Source organism: Virgibacillus byunsanensis (genome assembly GCF_042675965.1).
GTDB lineage: Bacteria > Bacillota > Bacilli > Bacillales > Amphibacillaceae > Virgibacillus_R > Virgibacillus_R byunsanensis.
This window is the reverse complement of sequence record NZ_JBHTKJ010000012.1, coordinates 267,324-287,937: the sequence shown is the minus strand read 5'-3', so window position 1 is coordinate 287,937 and position 20,614 is coordinate 267,324. Positions and strand designations below refer to the sequence as shown.

The 20,614-nt window shown below is 35.0% G+C and carries 19 protein-coding genes and 1 other annotated feature; all 19 genes read left to right on the top strand.

Annotated features, from left to right (window positions below; genetic code table 11):
* Positions 1 to 16: 16 nt before the first annotated feature.
* The 19 genes from ACFQ3N_RS06605 to ileS all read left to right on the top strand — a co-directional run bounded on the left by ACFQ3N_RS06605 (position 17) and on the right by ileS (position 20,536).
* Positions 17 to 1,489 (top strand): UDP-N-acetylmuramoyl-L-alanyl-D-glutamate--2,6-diaminopimelate ligase, encoded by a 1,473-nt coding sequence (locus ACFQ3N_RS06605; protein ID WP_390360711.1) that lies wholly within the window; start codon positions 17 to 19, stop codon positions 1,487 to 1,489.
* Positions 1,489 to 2,856, top strand: coding sequence for a UDP-N-acetylmuramoyl-tripeptide--D-alanyl-D-alanine ligase (locus tag ACFQ3N_RS06600; protein WP_390360709.1), 1,368 nt, complete (start codon positions 1,489 to 1,491; stop codon positions 2,854 to 2,856). The genes ACFQ3N_RS06605 and ACFQ3N_RS06600 overlap by 1 nt, the downstream gene beginning before the upstream one ends.
* Before the next feature lie 34 nt (positions 2,857 to 2,890).
* On the top strand, positions 2,891 to 3,877 hold the full coding sequence (gene mraY, locus ACFQ3N_RS06595; protein ID WP_390360707.1) for a phospho-N-acetylmuramoyl-pentapeptide-transferase: 987 nt from the start codon (positions 2,891 to 2,893) through the stop codon (positions 3,875 to 3,877).
* On the top strand, positions 3,874 to 5,226 hold the full coding sequence (gene murD, locus ACFQ3N_RS06590; protein WP_390360706.1) for a UDP-N-acetylmuramoyl-L-alanine--D-glutamate ligase: 1,353 nt from the start codon (positions 3,874 to 3,876) through the stop codon (positions 5,224 to 5,226). Before mraY ends, murD begins: the two co-directional genes overlap by 4 nt.
* A gap of 77 nt (positions 5,227 to 5,303) precedes the next feature.
* Positions 5,304 to 6,416, top strand: a complete 1,113-nt coding sequence (gene spoVE, locus ACFQ3N_RS06585; protein ID WP_390360704.1) for a stage V sporulation protein E — start codon at positions 5,304 to 5,306, stop codon at positions 6,414 to 6,416.
* A gap of 166 nt (positions 6,417 to 6,582) precedes the next feature.
* Entirely contained in the window at positions 6,583 to 7,368 is a 786-nt protein-coding gene (locus ACFQ3N_RS06580) for a cell division protein FtsQ/DivIB (protein WP_390360702.1), read from the top strand.
* A gap of 174 nt (positions 7,369 to 7,542) precedes the next feature.
* Positions 7,543 to 8,826: a cell division protein FtsA gene (gene ftsA / locus ACFQ3N_RS06575; RefSeq protein WP_390360700.1), complete on the top strand. Its 1,284-nt coding sequence runs from the start codon at positions 7,543 to 7,545 to the stop codon at positions 8,824 to 8,826.
* Between the two features lie 130 nt (positions 8,827 to 8,956).
* A complete protein-coding gene (gene ftsZ / locus ACFQ3N_RS06570; protein WP_390360698.1) occupies positions 8,957 to 10,090 on the top strand; it encodes a cell division protein FtsZ in 1,134 nt (377 codons plus the stop codon).
* Between the two features lie 492 nt (positions 10,091 to 10,582).
* Positions 10,583 to 11,506, top strand: coding sequence for a sigma-E processing peptidase SpoIIGA (gene spoIIGA / locus ACFQ3N_RS06565; protein WP_390360697.1), 924 nt, complete (start codon positions 10,583 to 10,585; stop codon positions 11,504 to 11,506).
* 67 nt (positions 11,507 to 11,573) lie between these two features.
* Positions 11,574 to 12,293 carry an RNA polymerase sporulation sigma factor SigE gene (gene sigE, locus ACFQ3N_RS06560; protein WP_390360695.1) on the top strand — a complete coding sequence of 240 codons (720 nt, stop codon included), beginning with the start codon at positions 11,574 to 11,576 and terminating at the stop codon, positions 12,291 to 12,293.
* An 87-nt stretch (positions 12,294 to 12,380) separates the two neighbouring features.
* Positions 12,381 to 13,193: an RNA polymerase sporulation sigma factor SigG gene (gene sigG / locus ACFQ3N_RS06555; protein WP_390360693.1), complete on the top strand. Its 813-nt coding sequence runs from the start codon at positions 12,381 to 12,383 to the stop codon at positions 13,191 to 13,193.
* A gap of 181 nt (positions 13,194 to 13,374) precedes the next feature.
* The gene (locus tag ACFQ3N_RS06550; protein WP_390360691.1) at positions 13,375 to 13,647 is read left to right on the top strand and encodes a YlmC/YmxH family sporulation protein; all 273 of its coding nucleotides are present in this window, start codon (positions 13,375 to 13,377) and stop codon (positions 13,645 to 13,647) included.
* 49 nt (positions 13,648 to 13,696) lie between these two features.
* Positions 13,697 to 14,506 carry a peptidoglycan editing factor PgeF gene (gene pgeF, locus ACFQ3N_RS06545; RefSeq protein ID WP_390360689.1) on the top strand — a complete coding sequence of 270 codons (810 nt, stop codon included), beginning with the start codon at positions 13,697 to 13,699 and terminating at the stop codon, positions 14,504 to 14,506.
* A 27-nt stretch (positions 14,507 to 14,533) separates the two neighbouring features.
* Positions 14,534 to 15,208: a YggS family pyridoxal phosphate-dependent enzyme gene (locus ACFQ3N_RS06540; RefSeq protein ID WP_390360687.1), complete on the top strand. Its 675-nt coding sequence runs from the start codon at positions 14,534 to 14,536 to the stop codon at positions 15,206 to 15,208.
* Between the two features lie 24 nt (positions 15,209 to 15,232).
* The gene (locus ACFQ3N_RS06535) at positions 15,233 to 15,661 is read left to right on the top strand and encodes a cell division protein SepF (protein WP_390360685.1); all 429 of its coding nucleotides are present in this window, start codon (positions 15,233 to 15,235) and stop codon (positions 15,659 to 15,661) included.
* A 6-nt stretch (positions 15,662 to 15,667) separates the two neighbouring features.
* Complete coding sequence (locus ACFQ3N_RS06530) at positions 15,668 to 15,934, top strand: YggT family protein (RefSeq protein ID WP_390360741.1); 267 nt, start codon at positions 15,668 to 15,670, stop codon at positions 15,932 to 15,934.
* A gap of 11 nt (positions 15,935 to 15,945) precedes the next feature.
* Positions 15,946 to 16,722: a YlmH family RNA-binding protein gene (locus ACFQ3N_RS06525; RefSeq protein WP_390360683.1), complete on the top strand. Its 777-nt coding sequence runs from the start codon at positions 15,946 to 15,948 to the stop codon at positions 16,720 to 16,722.
* Between the two features lie 211 nt (positions 16,723 to 16,933).
* Entirely contained in the window at positions 16,934 to 17,437 is a 504-nt protein-coding gene (locus ACFQ3N_RS06520; protein ID WP_390360681.1) for a DivIVA domain-containing protein, read from the top strand.
* A 65-nt stretch (positions 17,438 to 17,502) separates the two neighbouring features.
* Positions 17,503 to 17,726: a binding site (T-box leader), on the top strand.
* Positions 17,727 to 17,779: 53 nt separating this feature from the next.
* Complete coding sequence (gene ileS, locus ACFQ3N_RS06515; protein WP_390360679.1) at positions 17,780 to 20,536, top strand: isoleucine--tRNA ligase; 2,757 nt, start codon at positions 17,780 to 17,782, stop codon at positions 20,534 to 20,536.
* The last annotated feature ends 78 nt before the right edge of the window (positions 20,537 to 20,614 follow it).

Sequence of the window (20,614 nt, the reverse complement as noted above, 5' to 3'; positions counted from 1 at the left end):
TAGGATGTTTTTTAAAATGGAGTTAAAAAAAATTCTTTCTGCTTTATCTTTTTATAAAGCAACAGCAACAGTAGAAAATATTAATATTAATAATATTGAAGTTGATTCGCGTCATGTAAAAGCGGATAATCTTTTTGTGTGTATTAAAGGATTCACTGTAGACGGACATGATTTTGTACAAATGGCTATTGATAATGGTGCAGTTGCTATTATTGCTGAAAAGGAAGTGGCGTCATCGGTACCAACTATTATTGTGCCGGACACGTCAAGGGCAATAGCTATGATTGCAGCAGCATTTTATGATTTCCCAACTAAAAAGTTGCCATTAATAGGAGTTACTGGTACCAACGGTAAGACAACAGTAACCTATTTATTAGAATCGATTTTCAACCAATACAATAAGAAAACAGGAGTTATTGGTACGATACAAATGAAAATTGGTCAACAAGCATATCCTGTAAGTAATACCACACCAGATGCTTTATTTTTACAGAAAACCTTTCAACAGATGTTGGACGAAGGCGTATCGACAGGAATTATGGAAGTTTCTTCCCATGCTTTGGATTTAGGGAGAGTGTATGGCTGTGATTTCGACATAGCAGTTTTTACGAACCTATCACAGGATCATTTGGATTATCATAAAGATATGGCGGATTATGTTAGAGCAAAAAGTCTCTTGTTTGCTCAATTAGGCAATACTTATACCACTGACAAAAAGAAGTATGCCATTATCAATATAGATGACCCCGAGCATGACTTGTTAAAACGCAGTACCGCTCAGCATGTTTTAACGTATGGTTGTGAAAACCAGGCACAGGTTATGGCTGAAAATATTGAGCTTGATGCAAGTAGTACGAATTTCTTATTAACTACACCGGTGGGATCGATTAAGATAACCAGTAAACTAATTGGAAAGTTTAACGTATATAACATGCTTGCTGCTAGTGCTGCAGCTATTGCCTCAAAAATCCCGTTGACGGTTATAAAAGAAGCTTTTGAAAACATTGCTGGGGTAAGTGGACGGTTCGAGCCAGTTGCTATTGAGGAACCATTTGCAACGATAGTTGACTACGCACATACTCCTGATTCGCTAGATAACATACTACAGACAATAAAAGGTTTTGCGAAAAAGAAGGTTTATGTAGTAGTAGGGTGTGGTGGAGACCGTGATAAAACAAAACGTCCTCTAATGTCGGAGATAGCGTTGAAATATGCTGATCATGCCATTTTTACTTCAGACAATCCACGAACAGAGGATCCACAAGCTATATTAGATGATATGATAAATGGGTTAAATAAAGATGAGTTTGATGTAATTATTGATCGGAAAGAAGCTATTTTTCATGCAATCGAACTAGCAAAAAAGGATGATATTATCCTTATTGCAGGTAAAGGGCATGAAACATATCAACAAATCGGTCAAATAAAGTATGAGTTTGATGATCGTAAAATTGCCTTAGAAGCAATTAAAGTTAAGGAGAATCGATGATGTTATTTACTACTGAATGGCTTTCAGAGCTATTTGTTGATTTCCAAGGTGCTGCGGGGGATTCAATACCTCTTGAACAGGTTACAACAGATAGCAGAGTAGAAACGAAAAAGTCATTGTTTATTCCTTTAGTTGGGGATAATTTTGATGGGCATGACTATATAAAACAAGCATTTGATAATGGAGCTGTAGCAGCTTTTTGGGACAAGCAAAAAGAACGTCCACACTTTTTACCAACTGATTTTCCAATTTTTTATGTAACAGATACCTTAAAAGCTCTACAACTATTAGCATCTGTTTACAGAGATAAAGTAGATCCAATTGTAGTAGGTGTTACTGGATCTAATGGTAAAACTACAACGAAGGATATTGTATCAGCTGTAGTTAAAACCTCATATAAAACACACCATACAATAGGTAATTTTAATAACCAGATTGGTTTACCATTAACGATTTTGTCCATGCCAGCTAATACTGAAATGTTAGTACTAGAAATGGGTATGAATCATTTTGGCGAAATAGAACAGTTATCAAATATTGCGAAACCTGATTATGCAATTATTACAAATATTGGTGAATCTCATATTGAATACTTAGGATCAAGAGAAGGAATTGCAGAAGCAAAACTGGAAATTCTTGTCGGTATGAAACCGAATGGACAGATTATTATTGATGGAGATGAAAAGCTGTTAGAAAAAATCCATAATAATGACCAAGTAATAACATGTGGTTTTAATGCTAACAATAACGTAATAGTGTCACAACCTAAAGTTATGCAAGAATATACTTCGTTTCACCTTTCGGATCATGAAGAATATACTATTTCTTTATTGGGTAAGCACAATGCACTTAATGCAAGTTTTGCGATCACCCTTGGAGAGAGGTTGGGGATTAATAAAGTAGAAATAAAAAAGGCTTTAAAGTCTCTTAAGCTCACTTCTATGCGCTTTGAACTAGTAAAGGGCATTAATGGTGTCTCCATTATCAATGATGCTTACAATGCCTCTCCTACGTCAATGAGAGCATCGATTGAAGTGGTAAAACAAATGAAAGGTTTTAAGCAAAAGGTTCTAGTGCTTGGAGATATCTTTGAACTTGGAAACTACGCAAAAGAGCTGCATCAATCTGTTGCAGAAGCAATTGATGAAGAAATTGCTGTTTTGTTTACATATGGTGAACACGCAAAAGAAATTTCTACAACAGTAAAAGAGCATCAAAAAAAGATAATTAGTAGACATTTCGATGCACGAGAACAATTGTTGCAAGCATTGCAGCCTTATTTATCGAATGATGTATTACTTTTATTTAAAGCATCTAGAGGCATGCAATTTGAAAAGCTAGCTGAAAAAATCAAGCTTCCGTTATAAGGAATGGACGGTTTTTGTACGAGGAGGAGAAACAATGAATATATCTATATTAATGATGACAATAGCAATAGCTTTTCTAATTACCGTCCTCTTATCACCTTTATTTATACCGTTTTTAAGACGTTTAAAGTTCGGGCAAAGTATTAGAGAAGAAGGACCACAATCACATATGAAAAAAAAGGGTACTCCCACAATGGGAGGCATAATGATTGTAGTCAGCGTCATAATTACATCGATTATTATGACTACTAAGTTTACTGATAATGGAATCGGATATGAGCTTTGGCTACTCATTTTTGTATTAGTGGGATATGGATTTTTAGGATTTTTAGATGATTTTATTAAGGTAGCAATGAAACGGAATTTAGGGTTGACTTCCAAACAAAAAATGCTTGGTCAATTATTTATTGCACTCGTTTTTTATTTTATTCTACGCTATAATGAATTTCCTACTTTTATTCAGATACCAGGTACGAACTTTCAAATGGAGCTTGGATGGGGATATGCTATATTCGTCATCTTTATCTTAGTTGGGGCATCTAATGCAGTTAATTTAACAGACGGTTTAGATGGTTTATTGGCAGGCACAGCAGCAATAGCCTTTGGAGCATTCGGGGTATTAGCATGGTATGGATTTCCCCAATATGAAGTTTCCATATTCTCACTAGCTGTAGTTGGAGCACTATTAGGGTTTTTAGTCTTTAATGCGCATCCTGCTAAAGTATTTATGGGTGATACCGGGTCGTTGGCGTTAGGCGCAGGAATTGCTGCAGTTGCTATCCTAACCAAACTGGAAATATTGTTAGTGATTATTGGCGGAGTTTTTGTAATAGAAACATTATCAGTGATCATTCAAGTAATCTCGTTTAAAACAACAGGGAAAAGGGTATTTAAAATGAGTCCATTGCATCACCATTATGAACTCCTAGGCTGGTCAGAGTGGCGAGTTGTTACAACATTTTGGTTGATAGGATTAATTTTTGCTTCTCTTGGCATATATATTGAGGTGTGGCTGACTTGAGAAAACTAACAAGTAAATTTCCATATTCAAACGTTTTAGTATTAGGACTTGCAAGAAGTGGAACTGCTGCTTCTTTAGTGCTATTACAAAACGATAAAAAAGTGCGAATCAATGATATGAGTGCAAATGAATATGATGAAAATGTTCAAACATTGAAATCAATGGGTGCAGAAGTAATAGTAGGATCTCATCCTTTATCTGTATTAGATGATATTGAAATAGTAGTCAAAAACCCTGGGATTTCTTATGATAATTCAATTTTGGTTGAGGCAAAAAATAGATCCATTCCGATTATTACCGAGGTTGAAATTGCCGGTCAATTAGCAGGGGATTCGATTATTGGAATTACAGGTTCAAATGGAAAGACGACGACTACAACACTAACAACCGAAATGTTGTTGGCGAGTAATAGTAAAGTAAAAGTTGCCGGTAATATAGGAACTGTTGCTTCTCAAGTTGCCCAGGAGCTTGAAGACAAGGAAAAATTAGTATTGGAATTGTCTTCTTTTCAATTGTTAGGTATTGAATCTTTCAAGCCAAAAGTTGCTGTATTATTGAATATCTATGAGGCTCATATTGACTACCATAAGACGTTTGCCAACTATAAAGAAGCTAAATTCAATATTTTTTCTAATCAAACGTTTGATGATTACCTGGTATACAATTCAGATGATCATGAAGTAGTTGAAGCTGTGAAGCGGGCAGCATCTAGGTTAGTCCCTTTCTCAGTTACGAATCGCCTTTTGGACGGTGCATGGGCAGATGAGAAAAGTATTTACTTTAAAGATGAGAAGATAATAGATAGAAGTGAAATCGTTTTAGTTGGCGATCATAATTTAGAAAATATATTGGCGGCCTTAAGTGCTGCTAAACTAAGTGGTGCTACAAATGCAGGTATTCGTAGTGTTTTAACGTCGTTTTCAAGTGTTAAACATAGATTGCAATTTGTTGAAACTATAAATAATCGATTGTTTTATAATGACTCCAAAGCTACCAATATTTTGGCCACTCAAAAGGCGTTATCCTCTTTTACTCAACCTACCATTTTACTTGCTGGTGGTCTTGATCGTGGAAATGAATTTGAAGATTTACTTCCATATTTGAAGAATGTAAAAGCAATGGTATTGTTTGGTCAAACTGCAGAAAAGTTAAAAAAACTAGCTGAAGAAGCTGATATACAAGAGGTCAAAATTGCTGCAAATGTTGAGGATGCAGTAGTGAAAGCATACAGCCTCTCAGTGACTGATGATGTGATTTTGTTATCTCCAGCATGTGCAAGCTGGGACCAATATAAAACATTTGAAGAAAGAGGAGACATGTTTATACAAGCTGTGCATACATTAATGTAGGGGCTTGTTTCAATGATAATTTATACTATAAATGAAATAACGCCTCTATTCCAAGAATATGGAAATGAGGTGTTTTTTTGTTACGGAAAATATTCAAACATCAAAATGCACCTGATTATACACTACTAGGTGTCATTTTTACTTTATTAATCATAGGACTAGTTATGGTCTATAGTGCTTCGTTTGTTTGGGCTGACTATAAATATGCTGATACACTATATTTTGTGAAGCGACAGTTTCTTTTTATAGGTGTTGGAGTTGTCGCTATGTTGTTTATAGCAACTGTTCCGTATAGTACCTGGATGAAGTATGCAAAAGTACTATTGTTATTTTGTTTTATATTATTATTACTAGTGCTAATCCCAGGAGTTGGCTTGGTCCGTGGTGGTGCACAAAGCTGGATAGGTGTTGGAGCGTTTAGTGTTCAGCCTTCAGAGTTTATGAAGTTGGGTTTGATAATCTTCCTATCAGCGTTTTTATCTGTAAACCAGAAGTATATCACGTCGTTTAAAAAAGGCTTTTTCCCATCTTTAATATTAGTTTTTACAGCATTTGGATTAATCATGCTACAGCCAGACCTCGGAACAGGAGTAGTTCTTGTATTAACATGTATGGTTATGATATTTGTAGCAGGAGCTAGGTTATCCCACTTTTTTGGGTTAGCATTTGTTGGCCTTGTTGGATTTCTATTTTTAATTCTTTCAGCACCATACCGAATAAGTCGTATAACAGCATTCTTAAACCCTTGGGAGGATCCATTAGGTGATGGATTTCAAATTATACAATCTTTATATGCTATCGGTCCGGGAGGATTAATGGGTGTAGGGCTTGGAGAAAGCTTGCAAAAATATTTTTATTTACCAGAACCGCAAACAGATTTTATATTTGCTATTTTAGGTGAGGAGTTAGGATTTATTGGGGGAACATTTGTTATTATATTATTCTTGATACTATTTTGGCGTGGAATCAAAATAGCTTTGGAGGCACCTGATTCCTTTGGGCGGTTTTTGGCACTAGGTATTGTATCTATGCTAACGATCCAAGTTATGATTAATGTCAGTGTAGTTATAGGGCTAATACCTGTTACAGGTATTACGTTACCATTCTTAAGTTATGGAGGTTCCTCTTTAACATTGACCCTTTGTTCAATTGGAATTTTACTAAACGTAAGCAGGTATTCGAAATTATAATGGCTACTGGTAATAATTAGAACTCCAAAAGAAAGATAAAACCTATTAAACTGGGTAATGTGTACTACCTATTTAAGTAAATAATGTGATATAATTCATATAACAAATGGAAACGGCATTTATATGCCGTTTCATTCTGTTAATCTTTCATAAAGGAAGAAATAGAATGAGTAAAAAGAAAATCGTTTCAATTGAGGAGCGCATTCCAAAATTGAAGCAAGCACGAAAAAAGAAGGCGAACCGTCGCTTAATATTCTATCTTTCTATTTTCTTCTTATTGTTATCCATTATAGTTTATTTACAGTCCCCATTGAGTAATATTAAGACAATTGCCGTAAATGGCAATTCATTTGTTACAACTGATGAGGTTATAGAAGTAAGTAATCTCACTATGGATACGAATATATGGACTATTAATAAAAAAGAGATTCAACAATCGATTAGTAAAAACCCTGTAGTTGAATCGGTGGAAGTAATAAGAAAACTCCCATGGACAGTTGAAATTCAATTGACTGAATATGAAAGGGTGGGGTACATTAAAAATCAAGGTAGCTATTATCCTATTTTAGGAAATGGTGTAACGCTTTCTTCTTTTAAACTGGATTCAATGAATGGAGATGCACCTTTGATACTTGACTTTACAGATGAAGATTACTTAAATGAAATGACAAATGAACTTAAAAAACTACCTGATAGTATTTTGAATCTAATTTCAGAAATCTATTGGAGTCCTACGGATGAAAACAGGAATAAAATCTTATTGTACATGAATGATGGGTTTGTGGTAAATGGTACAATAAGAAATTTTGCTGAAAAAATGCAAGTTTATCCTTCAATTGTCTCTCAGCTAGAGGCAGAAAGAAAAGGTATTGTCCATATTGGTGTAGGGGCATATTTTGAAGAATACGAGACTGAGGTTGAAGATGAAGAAGTAGAAGATGAAGTAGAATAGTAAAAAAGTTAAAAAAAATAAAGGGAAAATGTTATTTTTTATTGAATAACCTATAATATATTTTCTTTTTCAATAAATTCCTTTAGAATAATAGAATAGAGAATAGTAAATGCAAGAAACCATCTGATATATAAACATTTATCAGATGCTTCTGAATTGGGAGGTGCCTTTCTTTTGAACAACAGTGACGTACTAGTGAGTCTTGACATAGGTACATCAAAAATCAAAGTAATTATCGGAGAAGTTTTAAACGATTCCCTAAACATTATAGGAGTAGGTTCAGCAAAATCGAATGGTATGAAAAAAGGTGCTATTGTAGATATTGATCAAACCGTACATTCGATAAGAAACGCGGTTGAACAAGCTGAACGTATGGTTGGAATGCAAATTGAACGGGTGGTTGTAGGAATAAACGGAAACCACATTCAATTACAGCCTTGCCATGGTGTTGTTGCTGTTCAAAGTGAAAACCGGGAAATTGGTAATGATGATATTACTCGAGTGATTGATGGAGCTCAAGTAATATCTATTCCACCAGAACGAGAAATAATCGACGTTATTCCAAAACAGTTTATAGTCGACGGCCTGGATGAAATAACTGACCCAAGAGGGATGATTGGTGTTAGGCTGGAAATGGAAGGGACTATAATCACATGTTCAAAAACGGTTTTACATAATATTTTAAAGTGCGTGGAGCGTGCTAATTTACAGATCTCAGATATTTGTCTTCAGCCACTTGCTTCTGGAACAATAGCTTTATCTAAAGATGAAAAAAATCTGGGAGTTGCACTTATCGATGTTGGTGGTGGATGTTCTACCGTATCTGTTTTTGAAAATGATCATTTAGTAGCAACAAGTGTTGTTGCACTTGGTGGGGATAATATTACAAAGGATTTATCCATCGGGTTAAGAACATCAACAGAGGAAGCAGAAAGTATTAAGCTAAATTATGGACATGCCTTTTTTGATGATGCTCAAGAGGAAGAATCATTTGAAGCAACAATCATAGGCAGTAATAATACTCAGACGTTTAATCAACTGCAAATTGCTGATATGATTGAAGCGAGATTAGAAGAAATATATGCTTTTGCAGAAAGAGAAATCAGACGGATGGGATATAGTCAATTACCTGGTGGTTATGTGCTGACAGGTGGTACGATACAAATGCCTGGGGTTTTAGAACTTGCACAAGATCTATTCCAGTCTAACGTACGAATGGCAATACCTGATTACATAGGTGTAAGAGAACCACAATTCACAGCTGGTGTAGGAATCTTGCAATTTGCCTATCATAATGCGAAAATACAAGGAAAAGATTTATTTCCATCTGTAACCGTAAACACACAAGATCAACAAAAACCTAAACGTAACAAAAAACAAGTGAAAACAGATGAAACTACTGAAAAGAAGAAAAAAGATTCTGGAATGGCTAATTTGTTTAAGTATTTCTTTGATTAGACAAATATTCCCTAGCACAATAGTGTAAGTAGATGCTTGGGTTTGGTTATCTATATACAATGATAATATTTCATTGATAAAATTAGCTTCTAGGGCTCTTGTAATTTTGCATATTAGGAGGAACGAAGATATGTTAGAGTTTGATACGAATATGGATCAACTAGCTACAATAAAAGTAATTGGCGTTGGCGGTGGCGGAAGTAACGCAGTTAACCGCATGATTGAGCATGGTGTAGAAGGCGTCGAATTTATTGCTGTTAATACAGATGCTCAAGCATTAAACTTATCAAAAGCAGAAGTTAAATTTCAAATTGGTGGTAAACTCACACGTGGATTAGGTGCAGGTGCAAATCCAGACGTTGGGAAGAAAGCTGCTGAGGAAAACAAAGAACAGCTAGAAGAAATATTACAAGGTGCTGACATGATATTCGTAACTGCCGGAATGGGTGGAGGAACCGGAACCGGAGCTGCACCAGTAATCGCTCAGATTGCTAAAGAACAAGGTGCATTAACTGTAGGTGTAGTTACTCGTCCATTCTCATTTGAGGGGAAAAGACGTTCAACCCAAGCTATTTCGGGTATTGATGCATTAAAAAATAGTGTAGATACATTAATTGTAATTCCAAATGATAGATTACTAGAAATTGTAGACAAAAATACACCTATGCTAGAAGCATTCCGTGAAGCAGATAATGTCCTTAGACAAGGTGTACAAGGTATATCTGACTTAATTGCTAAACCAGGTTTGATTAATGTGGATTTTGCAGATGTTAAGACCATTATGTTTGATAAAGGGTCTGCATTAATGGGAATTGGTGTAGCAACTGGAGAAAATCGTGCAACCGAGGCAGCCAAAAAAGCAATCTCTTCACCATTATTAGAAACTTCTGTTGACGGGGCTCATGGAATCTTAATGAATATTACTGGTGGTACTAATCTTAGTCTTTTTGAGGTACAAGAAGCAGCCGATTTAGTTACTTCAGCAGCTGATAATGATGTGAATGTAATATTCGGTTCTGTAATTAATGAAGAACTCAAGGATGAAATTGTTGTGACTGTTATTGCAACTGGATTTGATAAAAATGAACAAGTTGATAATCAGCCAAAGCAACGTCCTGTAATTAATCATAACCAGCATGCAGCAACTAGAGCGAATGAAAAAATACCAACAACAAGAGATGCGGGTCAAAATCACCGTTCTAAACCAGAAGAAGATACATTAGACATACCTACATTTTTACGAAATCGAAATCGAAATCGCTAAAATGTGAAATAAAAAAAGCAATCAGAGAATTCTCTGATTGCTTTTTTTAATAGTAAGGAAAGTATAACTTTGAAGTTATGTATATTTATCTACCGAATCAGCCACGTTTAGCTTTAACGTACAGGACAAGGAAGGCTTCGACAGCGATGAAAAAGCGAACTCCTTTTTTGAGGACGTACTAGTGCCGATGACGCCACAGGCTTGTGCTTTTTGTTGTTAAGTTATTTTAAAACTCATTTAGTAGTCTGGCCATGCTGTTAGGGCAAATTCTTACTATCTCCATTTAACTTGTCCATAACTTTCTGCCGACAAACTTTCCAATAACTAGCTAAAATTAGCACTATTATGCATACAAGAAGCGACAGACTTTGCCTATAAACTGAGATATACTCTTTGTAACTCAAGTAAGTTATAAAATTTGCCTAGTTAGTCAACAGATTTTCTTCTAGTAAAAAGGCAATTACAGCACTCTACTAGCTGGAAAGGAAGATAATGGTGACTATCTATCTTGATGCCGTATGGCTGCTTAATTTCTGTTTGGACTTGATGCTCTTAATGCTTACACAGGCTCTGGGAAGGAACAATACTCGTAAATTTAGACTTGTACTTGGTGCAATGATCGCATCATTCCTTGTACCAATCTCACTTTATTTTCCAGAATCTTTTTTAACTAGCATAATTGGAAAACTTATATACTCTGTACTAATCATCTTATGTACATTCCGTTTCCAATCTATTTATCAAACGCTAAAATTGCTATTGTTATTTTATTTCACAACATTTGCTATTGGAGGTGGATTAATAGCAACACACTATATTTTTCAAAATCCAATTGGTGTAGCATCTAGTGGCATACTTACGTTTGACAGTGGATATGGAGACCCGATTAGTTGGGTTTTTGTTATTGTAGGATTCCCTATTATCTCGTTGTTCACTAAGCACCGTATGGACAGGCATGCGGCAGAAAAAATTCGTTATGAGCAGTTATGCCCAATTACGATTCAAGTAAATAATATTAGTTTTTCTACAACTGGTTATATCGATAGTGGTAACCAGTTGGTAGACCCTTTGACAAAAAAACCAGTAATTGTTTGTGATGAAGAATTTTTAAAGAATTGGTTTTCTGAAACAGATTGGAAATTGTTGGAAGTGGCTAATAAAGAATTAAATTTTGAAGATCTTCCTAATGAATGGGAAAAACGAATACATATTATACCCTTTCAAGGCGTGGAAGGGAAAAGTATGTTTATGCTAGCTATTAAGCCGGATAGATTAGTAGTTTATCATAACAATGAAAAAATGATTACAAGTAAGGTTTTAATTGGTATTCAATTTGGACAGTTAACAAAAGATCAAAGCTATCATTGCTTACTTCATCCGCAAATTATTAAAGTAGCAACTGTTCACACAGCATAACAAGAATTTCAATTTGTGTGGGTTGTACAACACATAACAAGTAATTGCAAATAAAGGAGCGATAAATTTGAGGGTATGGAAACTACGTCTACGACTATGGTGGTATAAACTCTTAATAAAATTTGGAGTTAAATCTGATGAAATTTATTATATTGGAGGGAGTGAAGCACTTCCCCCACCGCTATCTAAAGATGAAGAACGAGAATTATTAGAACTTTTACCAAAAGGTGATAAGTCGGCTAGGGCTGTATTGATTGAGAGGAATTTACGATTGGTTGTTTATATAGCACGTAAGTTTGAGAATACTGGAATTAATATTGAAGACTTAATAAGCATTGGGACGATAGGACTTATTAAAGGGGTCAATACATTTAATCCAGAGAAAAAAATTAAACTTGCGACCTATGCATCAAGGTGTATTGAAAATGAAATACTAATGTATTTACGCAGGAATAATAAATTAAAATCAGAAATCTCATTTGATGAACCACTCAATATCGATTGGGATGGTAATGAATTGTTATTATCCGATGTTTTAGGGACAGATGAAGATATTATTACGAAAAACTTGGAGACAAATGTAGATAAGCATTTGTTAAAAGATGCTTTGTCACAATTAAATGATCGCGAGAAGCAGATAATGGAACTTCGATTTGGTTTAATAGGTGAGGAAGAAAAAACACAAAAAGATGTAGCAGATATGTTGGGTATATCTCAATCATATATTTCACGATTAGAAAAAAAAATTATTAGGCGATTAAAAAAAGAATTTAATAAAATGGTTTAGCCTTGATCTACTAGAAAGTGTAGCGATTTTGACCTTATTTTGATCATCATTCACTGCATAAAAAACTCCTATGCGGAGATACTGTCCATGAACAGCATCTCCAACTGGGAGGGTAGAAGGATGGCTAGACATAAAGTAGAAATATGCGGTGTAGATACATCAAAATTACCTGTCTTAAAAAACGATGAAATGCGAAAATTATTTGTTAAAATGCAGGATGGAGACATTTCAGCAAGAGAGGAACTAGTGAATGGGAATTTAAGACTTGTTTTAAGTGTAATTCAGCGATTTAACAACCGCGGTGAATACGTAGATGATTTATTTCAAGTAGGCTGTATAGGGTTAATGAAATCGATTGACAACTTTGATTTAGGGCATAATGTAAAATTTTCAACGTATGCTGTTCCAATGATTATCGGTGAAATAAGAAGATACTTAAGAGATAACAATCCGATCAGAGTTTCTAGATCTTTACGGGATATTGCTTATAAAGCTTTACAAGTAAGAGAAAAGTTAATTAATAAAACGTCTAAAGAGCCTACCCCAATGGAAATAGCCGAAGAAATGGGCGTTCCACATTCTGATATTGTTTTTGCTATGGATGCGATCCAGGATCCAGTTTCGTTATTTGAACCTATTTATAATGATGGTGGTGATCCCATTTATGTAATGGATCAAATAAGTGATGACAAAGATAAAGATGGTACATGGGTTGATAAGCTTTCATTAAAAGAAGGAATGTACAAGCTAAATGAACGTGAAAAAATGATATTAAATAAACGATTCTTCCAAGGTAAAACACAAATGGAGGTTGCTGATGAAATAGGCATATCCCAAGCCCAAGTATCAAGACTAGAAAAAGCAGCCATCCAACAAATGAACAAACAAATGTTTGAATGATAAGGAAGAAAAGCGGAGGCGACTGTTTAGAAGCGTACGCATAAGTAAGAAATCAAAAAACGGATAAAAAATTAATGTAACCAAAGGAACAGAAATCAATCTGTTCCTTTGTTTTTTTTTGATTTTATGAAAAATCGCCACATGCTTGCATATATATTTATAGTAAAGGTGGGTGACTATATTGATATTATTATCTGAGCTACAAATAAAAGAAGTTATTGTGATTGAAGACGGAAGACGATTAGGGCATATTGCCGATTTGGAAATTGATGAAAATAACGGAAAAATACTATCATTAGTTCTTATGTTACGGGATAAGAAATCAGGTATTTTTGGTAAGACAGGAGAGTTAATAATTGATTGGGACCAAATTGTTACCATTGGTTCTGATGTTATTTTAGTCAACGATAATAAAAAACCTTTATTGTATTCTAATAACCATTATATGGAGTAAAGCAAAATGTGATAAAATAGTACAAGTGTATTTTTAGGAGGTATTTTACATGGCAGATCTATTTTATCAGGACGACATATCGTTTTTGCATATAGAAAAATGGCAGCGTATGAATGAAAGACTAAAGGTTGGATTTACAACTAGAAATGGCGGGGTTAGTAAAGCACCATTTCATTCACTGAATTTTGGTTTGCATGTGTCTGACCATAAAGCTGAGGTGATTGCTAACCGTGAATTGTTAGCAAATAAGCTAAAATTGCCTTTAGAAAGTTGGGTTTCAGGAGAACAAACGCATAAAACAAACATAAAAATAATATCGCAGGAAGACAAGGGGAAAGGTTCTGTTGATGTCCATGATGCACTCAAGGATACAGACGGTTTAATCACAAATAAGCCAGGCATAGCCTGTACCGCTTTTTTTGCTGATTGTGTTCCGTTATATTTTTTTGATCCTATAACAGGCTATATTGGTATAGCACATGCGGGATGGAAAGGAACTGTAAACCGGATTGCTGAACAAATGATTCAAACTTTTAAGAACGTTGGAGCAGATCCAACTAATATACTAGTTGCTATTGGACCATGTATTTCTCAGGAAGCTTATGAAGTGGATGAAAATGTTATCCATTATGTAGACGACAATCTTCGCTCGAAAGTGGCTATACCTAAAGAAAATAATCGGTATTTACTTGATTTAAAGCAACTTAATGTAGAAATCCTTTTACAATACGGTATATTACGTAATAATATAGATGTAACCAAATATTGCACATTACAACATAATCATTTATTCTTTTCACATCGACGTGATAATGGTAAGACAGGAAGAATGTTGGGATACATAGGCTATTCAACATGATTATACATAGGAAGGGAGATGGTAATAATGGACGTAGCAGCAAATCTAGCCGCTATAAAAGATAATATTGGACAAGCTTGTGCTAAAAATGGTAGAAATCCCGACGAAATAACCATTATTGGGGTTACGAAATATGTTACAATAGAACGAACAGAGGAAGCCATTGAGGCAGGTATTACAAATCTTGGTGAAAATCGTCTAGAAGGATTTTTAGAAAAATATACTCATTTAGAGGATAAAGCTAAATGGCATTTCATTGGAACGTTACAGTCCAGAAAAGTAAAGGATGTTATTGATAAAGTAGATGCTATTCATTCGTTAGATCGATTATCACTTGCTAAAGAGATTAATAAGCGGGCAACAAAAGCTGTTGATTGTTTTGTTCAAGTAAATGTAAGTGGTGAAGAATCAAAGCATGGACTAAATCCTGAAGATGTTATACCATTTCTAGAAAACACCAAAGAATTTAAATACATACATGTTGTCGGTTTAATGACAATGGCACCTCACGCAGAAGATAAAGAGAAGTTAAGACAAATATTTAAGAATCTAGCGAACTTAAGGGATACTGTGAAAGACAAGCAGTTCAAACATGCGCCATGTCACTTTTTATCTATGGGAATGAGTAATGACTATGATATTGCTGTAGAAGAAGGTGCTACTCATATACGTGTTGGTTCGAAATTAGTTGGATCACAATAAGGAAATACAATGAGGTGAAAAAATATGAGCATAAAAAATAAAATCAAAACCTTTTTTACGATGGATGATGAGTATGAATATGTCGAAGAAGAAGTGGATATACCCGAAACAAGATCAAATCAAAAGCAAAAAAATCAAAATGTAGTCAGTTTAACAAGCATGCAACATTCGTCATCTAAAGTTATTTTGTGTGAGCCTCGTACTTACAATGAAGCACAGGAAATTGCAGATAATATCGTAAACAGACGAGCAGTAGTAATTAATTTACAACGCGTAGATCATCAACAAGCAAAAAGAATTGTAGACTTTCTAAGTGGTACTGTTTATGCGATTAGTGGTGATATACAAAAACTGGGTTCACAAACATTTTTATGTACGCCTGAAAACGTTGATGTATCCGGTTCTATATCAGAAACATTTGAAGAAGAAGATGAATATGAAAAAGGATGGTAATTAATGATGTACCAATTATTTACAATATTAGATTATGCTTTATTAATTTTTAGTTATGGTTTAATCGTATATATTTTTATGTCTTGGTTCCCGGGAGCTCGGGAGTCAGCATTCGGTAGCTTTCTGACGAAAATTTGCGAACCGTATCTTGAACCTTTTCGAAAAATTATTCCGCCACTTGGAATGATTGATTTATCCCCAATTGTAGCAATCATGGTTCTACACCTGGCAAGGTATGGGCTGTATGAATTGTTTTCCATGCTTCTCTTTTAAGGTTTAAAAAAATGGATATTTATCAGCATTTCAGAAAAGAAGAGCAACCATTTATCGATCAGGTTTTATCATGGAAAGAACAAGTGGAACAAACATTTCAGGCTAAGCTAACCGAATTTTTGGATCCTCGCGAACAGCACATTATCGAAATGATCATTGGACCTACCAATGACGATATAAACATGTATTCTTTTGGTGGAGGACTACATACGGAAAGAAAGCGTGTAATAATTGCACCTTTTTATGAAGAAAGAATGGATGATTTATTTCAACTATCCCTGTTGCAAGCATCCTATCAAAATAAATTTATAACGTTAACACACCCGGATGTAATGGGAGCATTTTTATCTTTAGGCATAAAAAGAAACAAACTTGGGGATATTTTTGTTGAAAACGGAATGATACAAATCATAACTGCTGCAGAAATAGCACCTTTTATTTTAGCAAATTTGACATCGATCAAGAAGGCAAAGATAAAGTTAGAAGAGAAACCTCTTTCTGAAAAGATAGAAAATGAATTACATTGGAAAGAGATGGATAAAACTGTTTCTTCTTTACGATTAGATGCTGTTTTAAAAGAAATTTATAATGTTTCACGTAAAGATGCTTCTGAATTTATACATAAAGGTCAAGTAAAAGTGAATTTCAAGGTTGTAGAAGATGGTAAGTTTTCACTCCAAGAAGGAGATTTACTTTCTGTAAGAGGAAAAGGCAGAAGTAAATTAATTAAGATAAATGGACGTACCAAAAAAGACAAGTGGAAAATAGCAATAGCTATAATAATATAAATTATTTATAAATTATTGCAGGAATTCACCAATTTCTGTCGAATAAAAATATAACGAGGAATTATCTATCTTTTTTTGGCAGAAAAGAAAGTTTAAACTTTTTTTCTGCATAAGCCAACTAAGGTATTCACAATAAAGGCTTGGTGAATGCAAGTTCTCTAATCGATGTAACACTATTATTTTTGAGAATATACGTTAGGAGGTGGCCATTGTGCCATTAACACCATTAGATATCCATAATAAGGAGTTTACAAGAGGCTTCCGCGGATATGATGAAGATGAAGTAAATGAATTTTTAGACCAAGTGATTAAGGATTATGAAATGGCTATCCGTGAAAAAAAGGATCTAGGTGAGAAAGTTGAACAGTTAAATGAAAAGCTGGGTCACTTTACGAACATTGAAGAAACATTAAATAAATCAATATTGATTGCCCAGGAAACGGCTGAAGAGGTAAAAGGAAATGCAACCAAAGAATCTAAATTAATTATTAAAGAAGCTGAAAAAAATGCGGATCGTATCATTAATGAGGCATTAAATAAATCACGCCGCATTTCGATGGACGTAGAAGAATTGAAAAAACAGGCAAAAGTATTTCGTACTCGTTTAAAGATGCTTGTTGAGGCTCAATTAGATATGATTGGGACAGACGACTGGGAAGAATTGTTTGATGAGGCTGTAGGCGAAGAATTCGATTTTGCTGAAAACAAAGCTTAGGTCTTGACGTTATCTGTGATTTTACATATAATTCAAGTTACACATTACGTTATATGTAAATAATTATAAATACGGTGATGGAGAAAGTATATTGGTTATTACTGATTAGCGAGCCAAGGTATGGTGGAAGCTTGGCACAGTAAAACTTTTAGAAAATCACTCTGGAGTATCCATTTTGAAATTTAGTAGAAATGGACGGTTTACTCACGTTACGAGTATCGAGTGAATTTAACATAGTACGCTATTTTAAATTTATAAGGGTGGTACCGCGAGTCTTCTCGTCCCTTTTGGGATGATGAGGGCTTTTTTTAATGTAAAAAAACTGTAAGGAGGAACAACATAGTGGATTATAAAGACACATTATTGATGCCAAAAACAGATTTCCCAATGCGTGGTAATCTACCGAATAAAGAACCATTACGTCAAGAAAAATGGGATGAAACAAATTTATATGAGAAGGTACAAAAGAGGACAGAAGGAAGACCACTGTTCATTTTGCATGATGGTCCACCATATGCAAATGGCGATTTGCATATTGGTCATGCACTAAACAAAATACTCAAGGATTTTATTACACGTTATAAATCTATGTCTGGTTATCATGCACCGTATGTGCCAGGCTGGGATACTCATGGTCTTCCGATTGAAACGGCACTAACAAAGAATAAAAAAATTAAACGTAAGGAAATGAGCATTGCAGAATTCCGTCAAAAATGTGCTGAATATGCAATGGGTCAGGTTGATAGTCAGCGTACTCAGTTTAAGCAGTTAGGTGTACGTGGGGATTGGGATAATCCATATATTACATTAACGAAAGATTATGAAGCTGCACAAATTAGAGTCTTTGGTGAAATGGCGAAAAAAGGATACATCTATAAAGGATTAAAACCTGTATATTGGTCTCCGTCTTCTGAGTCAGCATTAGCTGAAGCTGAGATTGAGTATCACGATAAACGATCACCATCTATCTATGTTGCTTTTGAAGTAACTGATGGAAAAGAGTTATTTGATGGTGGAGAGAAAGTAATCATTTGGACGACAACTCCTTGGACAATTCCTGCTAACTTGGGTATTACCTTAAACCCTGATTTAGAGTACGTTGTTGTTAAGGTTAACGAAGAGAAGTATATTATTGCACATGATTTATTAGAAACAATAACAGAAGAACTAGAATGGGAAAATCCAAAAGTAGTAAAAACATTCAAAGGTCAAGAAGCTGATAGGGTTGTTACAAAACATCCATTTTATGATCGTGATTCACTTGTAATGTTAGGAGAGCACGCAACTGCTGAGGCAGGTACAGGTTGTGTTCATACTGCACCAGGACATGGGGAGGATGACTTTGTTGTATCTCGCTTATATGGCATTGATGCGTTCTCACCAGTTGATAACCGTGGATGTTTTACAAATGAAGCGCCTGGTTTTGAAGGGCTGTTTTATGATGAAGCTAATAAGCCAATTACAGAAAAGCTTGAAGAAGTTGGCGCATTGTTAAAGCTTACGTTCATAACGCATTCTTATCCACATGATTGGCGTACCAAAAAGCCAACGATTTTCCGTGCAACATCACAATGGTTTGCTTCCATTAAAGATTTCCGTCAGGATGTTCTGGATGAAATCAATCGGATTAACTGGTATCCGTCATGGGGAGAAACCCGTCTTTACAATATGGTTCGTGACCGGGAAGACTGGTGTATTTCACGTCAACGTACTTGGGGTGTTCCTATTCCTGTGTTTTATGGTGAGAATAATACACCAATCATAACAGATGAAACGATTGAACATGTTTCTTATTTATTTAATGAGCACGGTTCTAATATTTGGTTTGAATGGGAAGCAAAAGATTTATTACCAGAAGGATTTACATCAGAGCATAGCCCTAACGGTACCTTTACAAAAGAGACCGATATTATGGATGTATGGTTTGATTCCGGTTCATCACACGAAGCAGTTTTAGTCGGCCGTGATGACCACAAGCGTCCTGCAGATGTATATCTAGAAGGTAGTGACCAATATCGCGGTTGGTTTAATTCCTCTTTATCCACATCTGTTGCTGTAACTGGTAAATCACCATATGAAAATATTATCAGTCATGGTTTTGTGTTAGATGGCAATGGACGAAAAATGAGTAAATCATTAGGAAATGTTATGGTACCATCCAAAGTGCAAAAGCAATTAGGTTCAGATATACTACGTCTTTGGGTATCATCAGTAGACTATCAGGCAGATGTAAGAATTTCACAAGAAATTCTAAAACAAATTTCAGAGGCTTATCGTAAAATCCGTAATACATTCCGATTCATGCTTGCTAATTTAGCTGACTTTGATCCAGTTGAAGATAGAGTTGCTGAAGAAGATATGGAAGAAGTAGATCGTTATATGCTTCATCGCTTACAACAACTAGTTAAAAACGTTCGTGGCAGCTATGAAAAATTTGAATACTCAACGATATATTCTCAAATTCACAACTTTTGTGCGGTTGATCTAAGTTCATTCTACCTGGATTTTGCAAAAGATGTGTTATACATCGAAGCAAAAGACAATCATCGTCGCAGAAGTATACAAACGGGATATTATGAAATCTTAACAACCTTAGTTAAATTGTTAACACCAATTATTCCGCATACAGCCGATGAAGTATGGGAGTACATTCCTGGAGTAGAAGAGGAAAGTGTTCAACTAACGGACATTCCAGAGCCAAGAGAGATTGCTGGTTTTGATGTTTTACAAGATAAATGGAATGTATTTATGAGTGTACGTGATGATGTACTTAAGGCATTAGAAGAAGCAAGAACTGAAAAAGTAATTGGTAAATCATTAGAAGCAAAAATAACTGTAGTTCCTAATGATGCTAATACGTTAGATGTACTGAACTCGGTTTCCAACTTACATCAATTGTTTATTGTATCTGAAGCTGTTCTCGTTGAAGAGAATTCAGATGCAAAAGAATACCGAAATGTCAGTATCAAGGTAGATGTGCATCCAGGCAAGAAATGCGAGCGTTGTTGGACAGCATCTGAAACAGTGGGTGAGGAGCATGATTATCCAGAGCTGTGTACTCGCTGTGCAGGTATCGTGAAAGAGCACTACCCGGCATAAGAATACTTGTATTAAATATTCCTCTGTAATGACAGGGGAATATTTTTTGCCTTAAAAAAGTATAAGTTTTTGTCGATT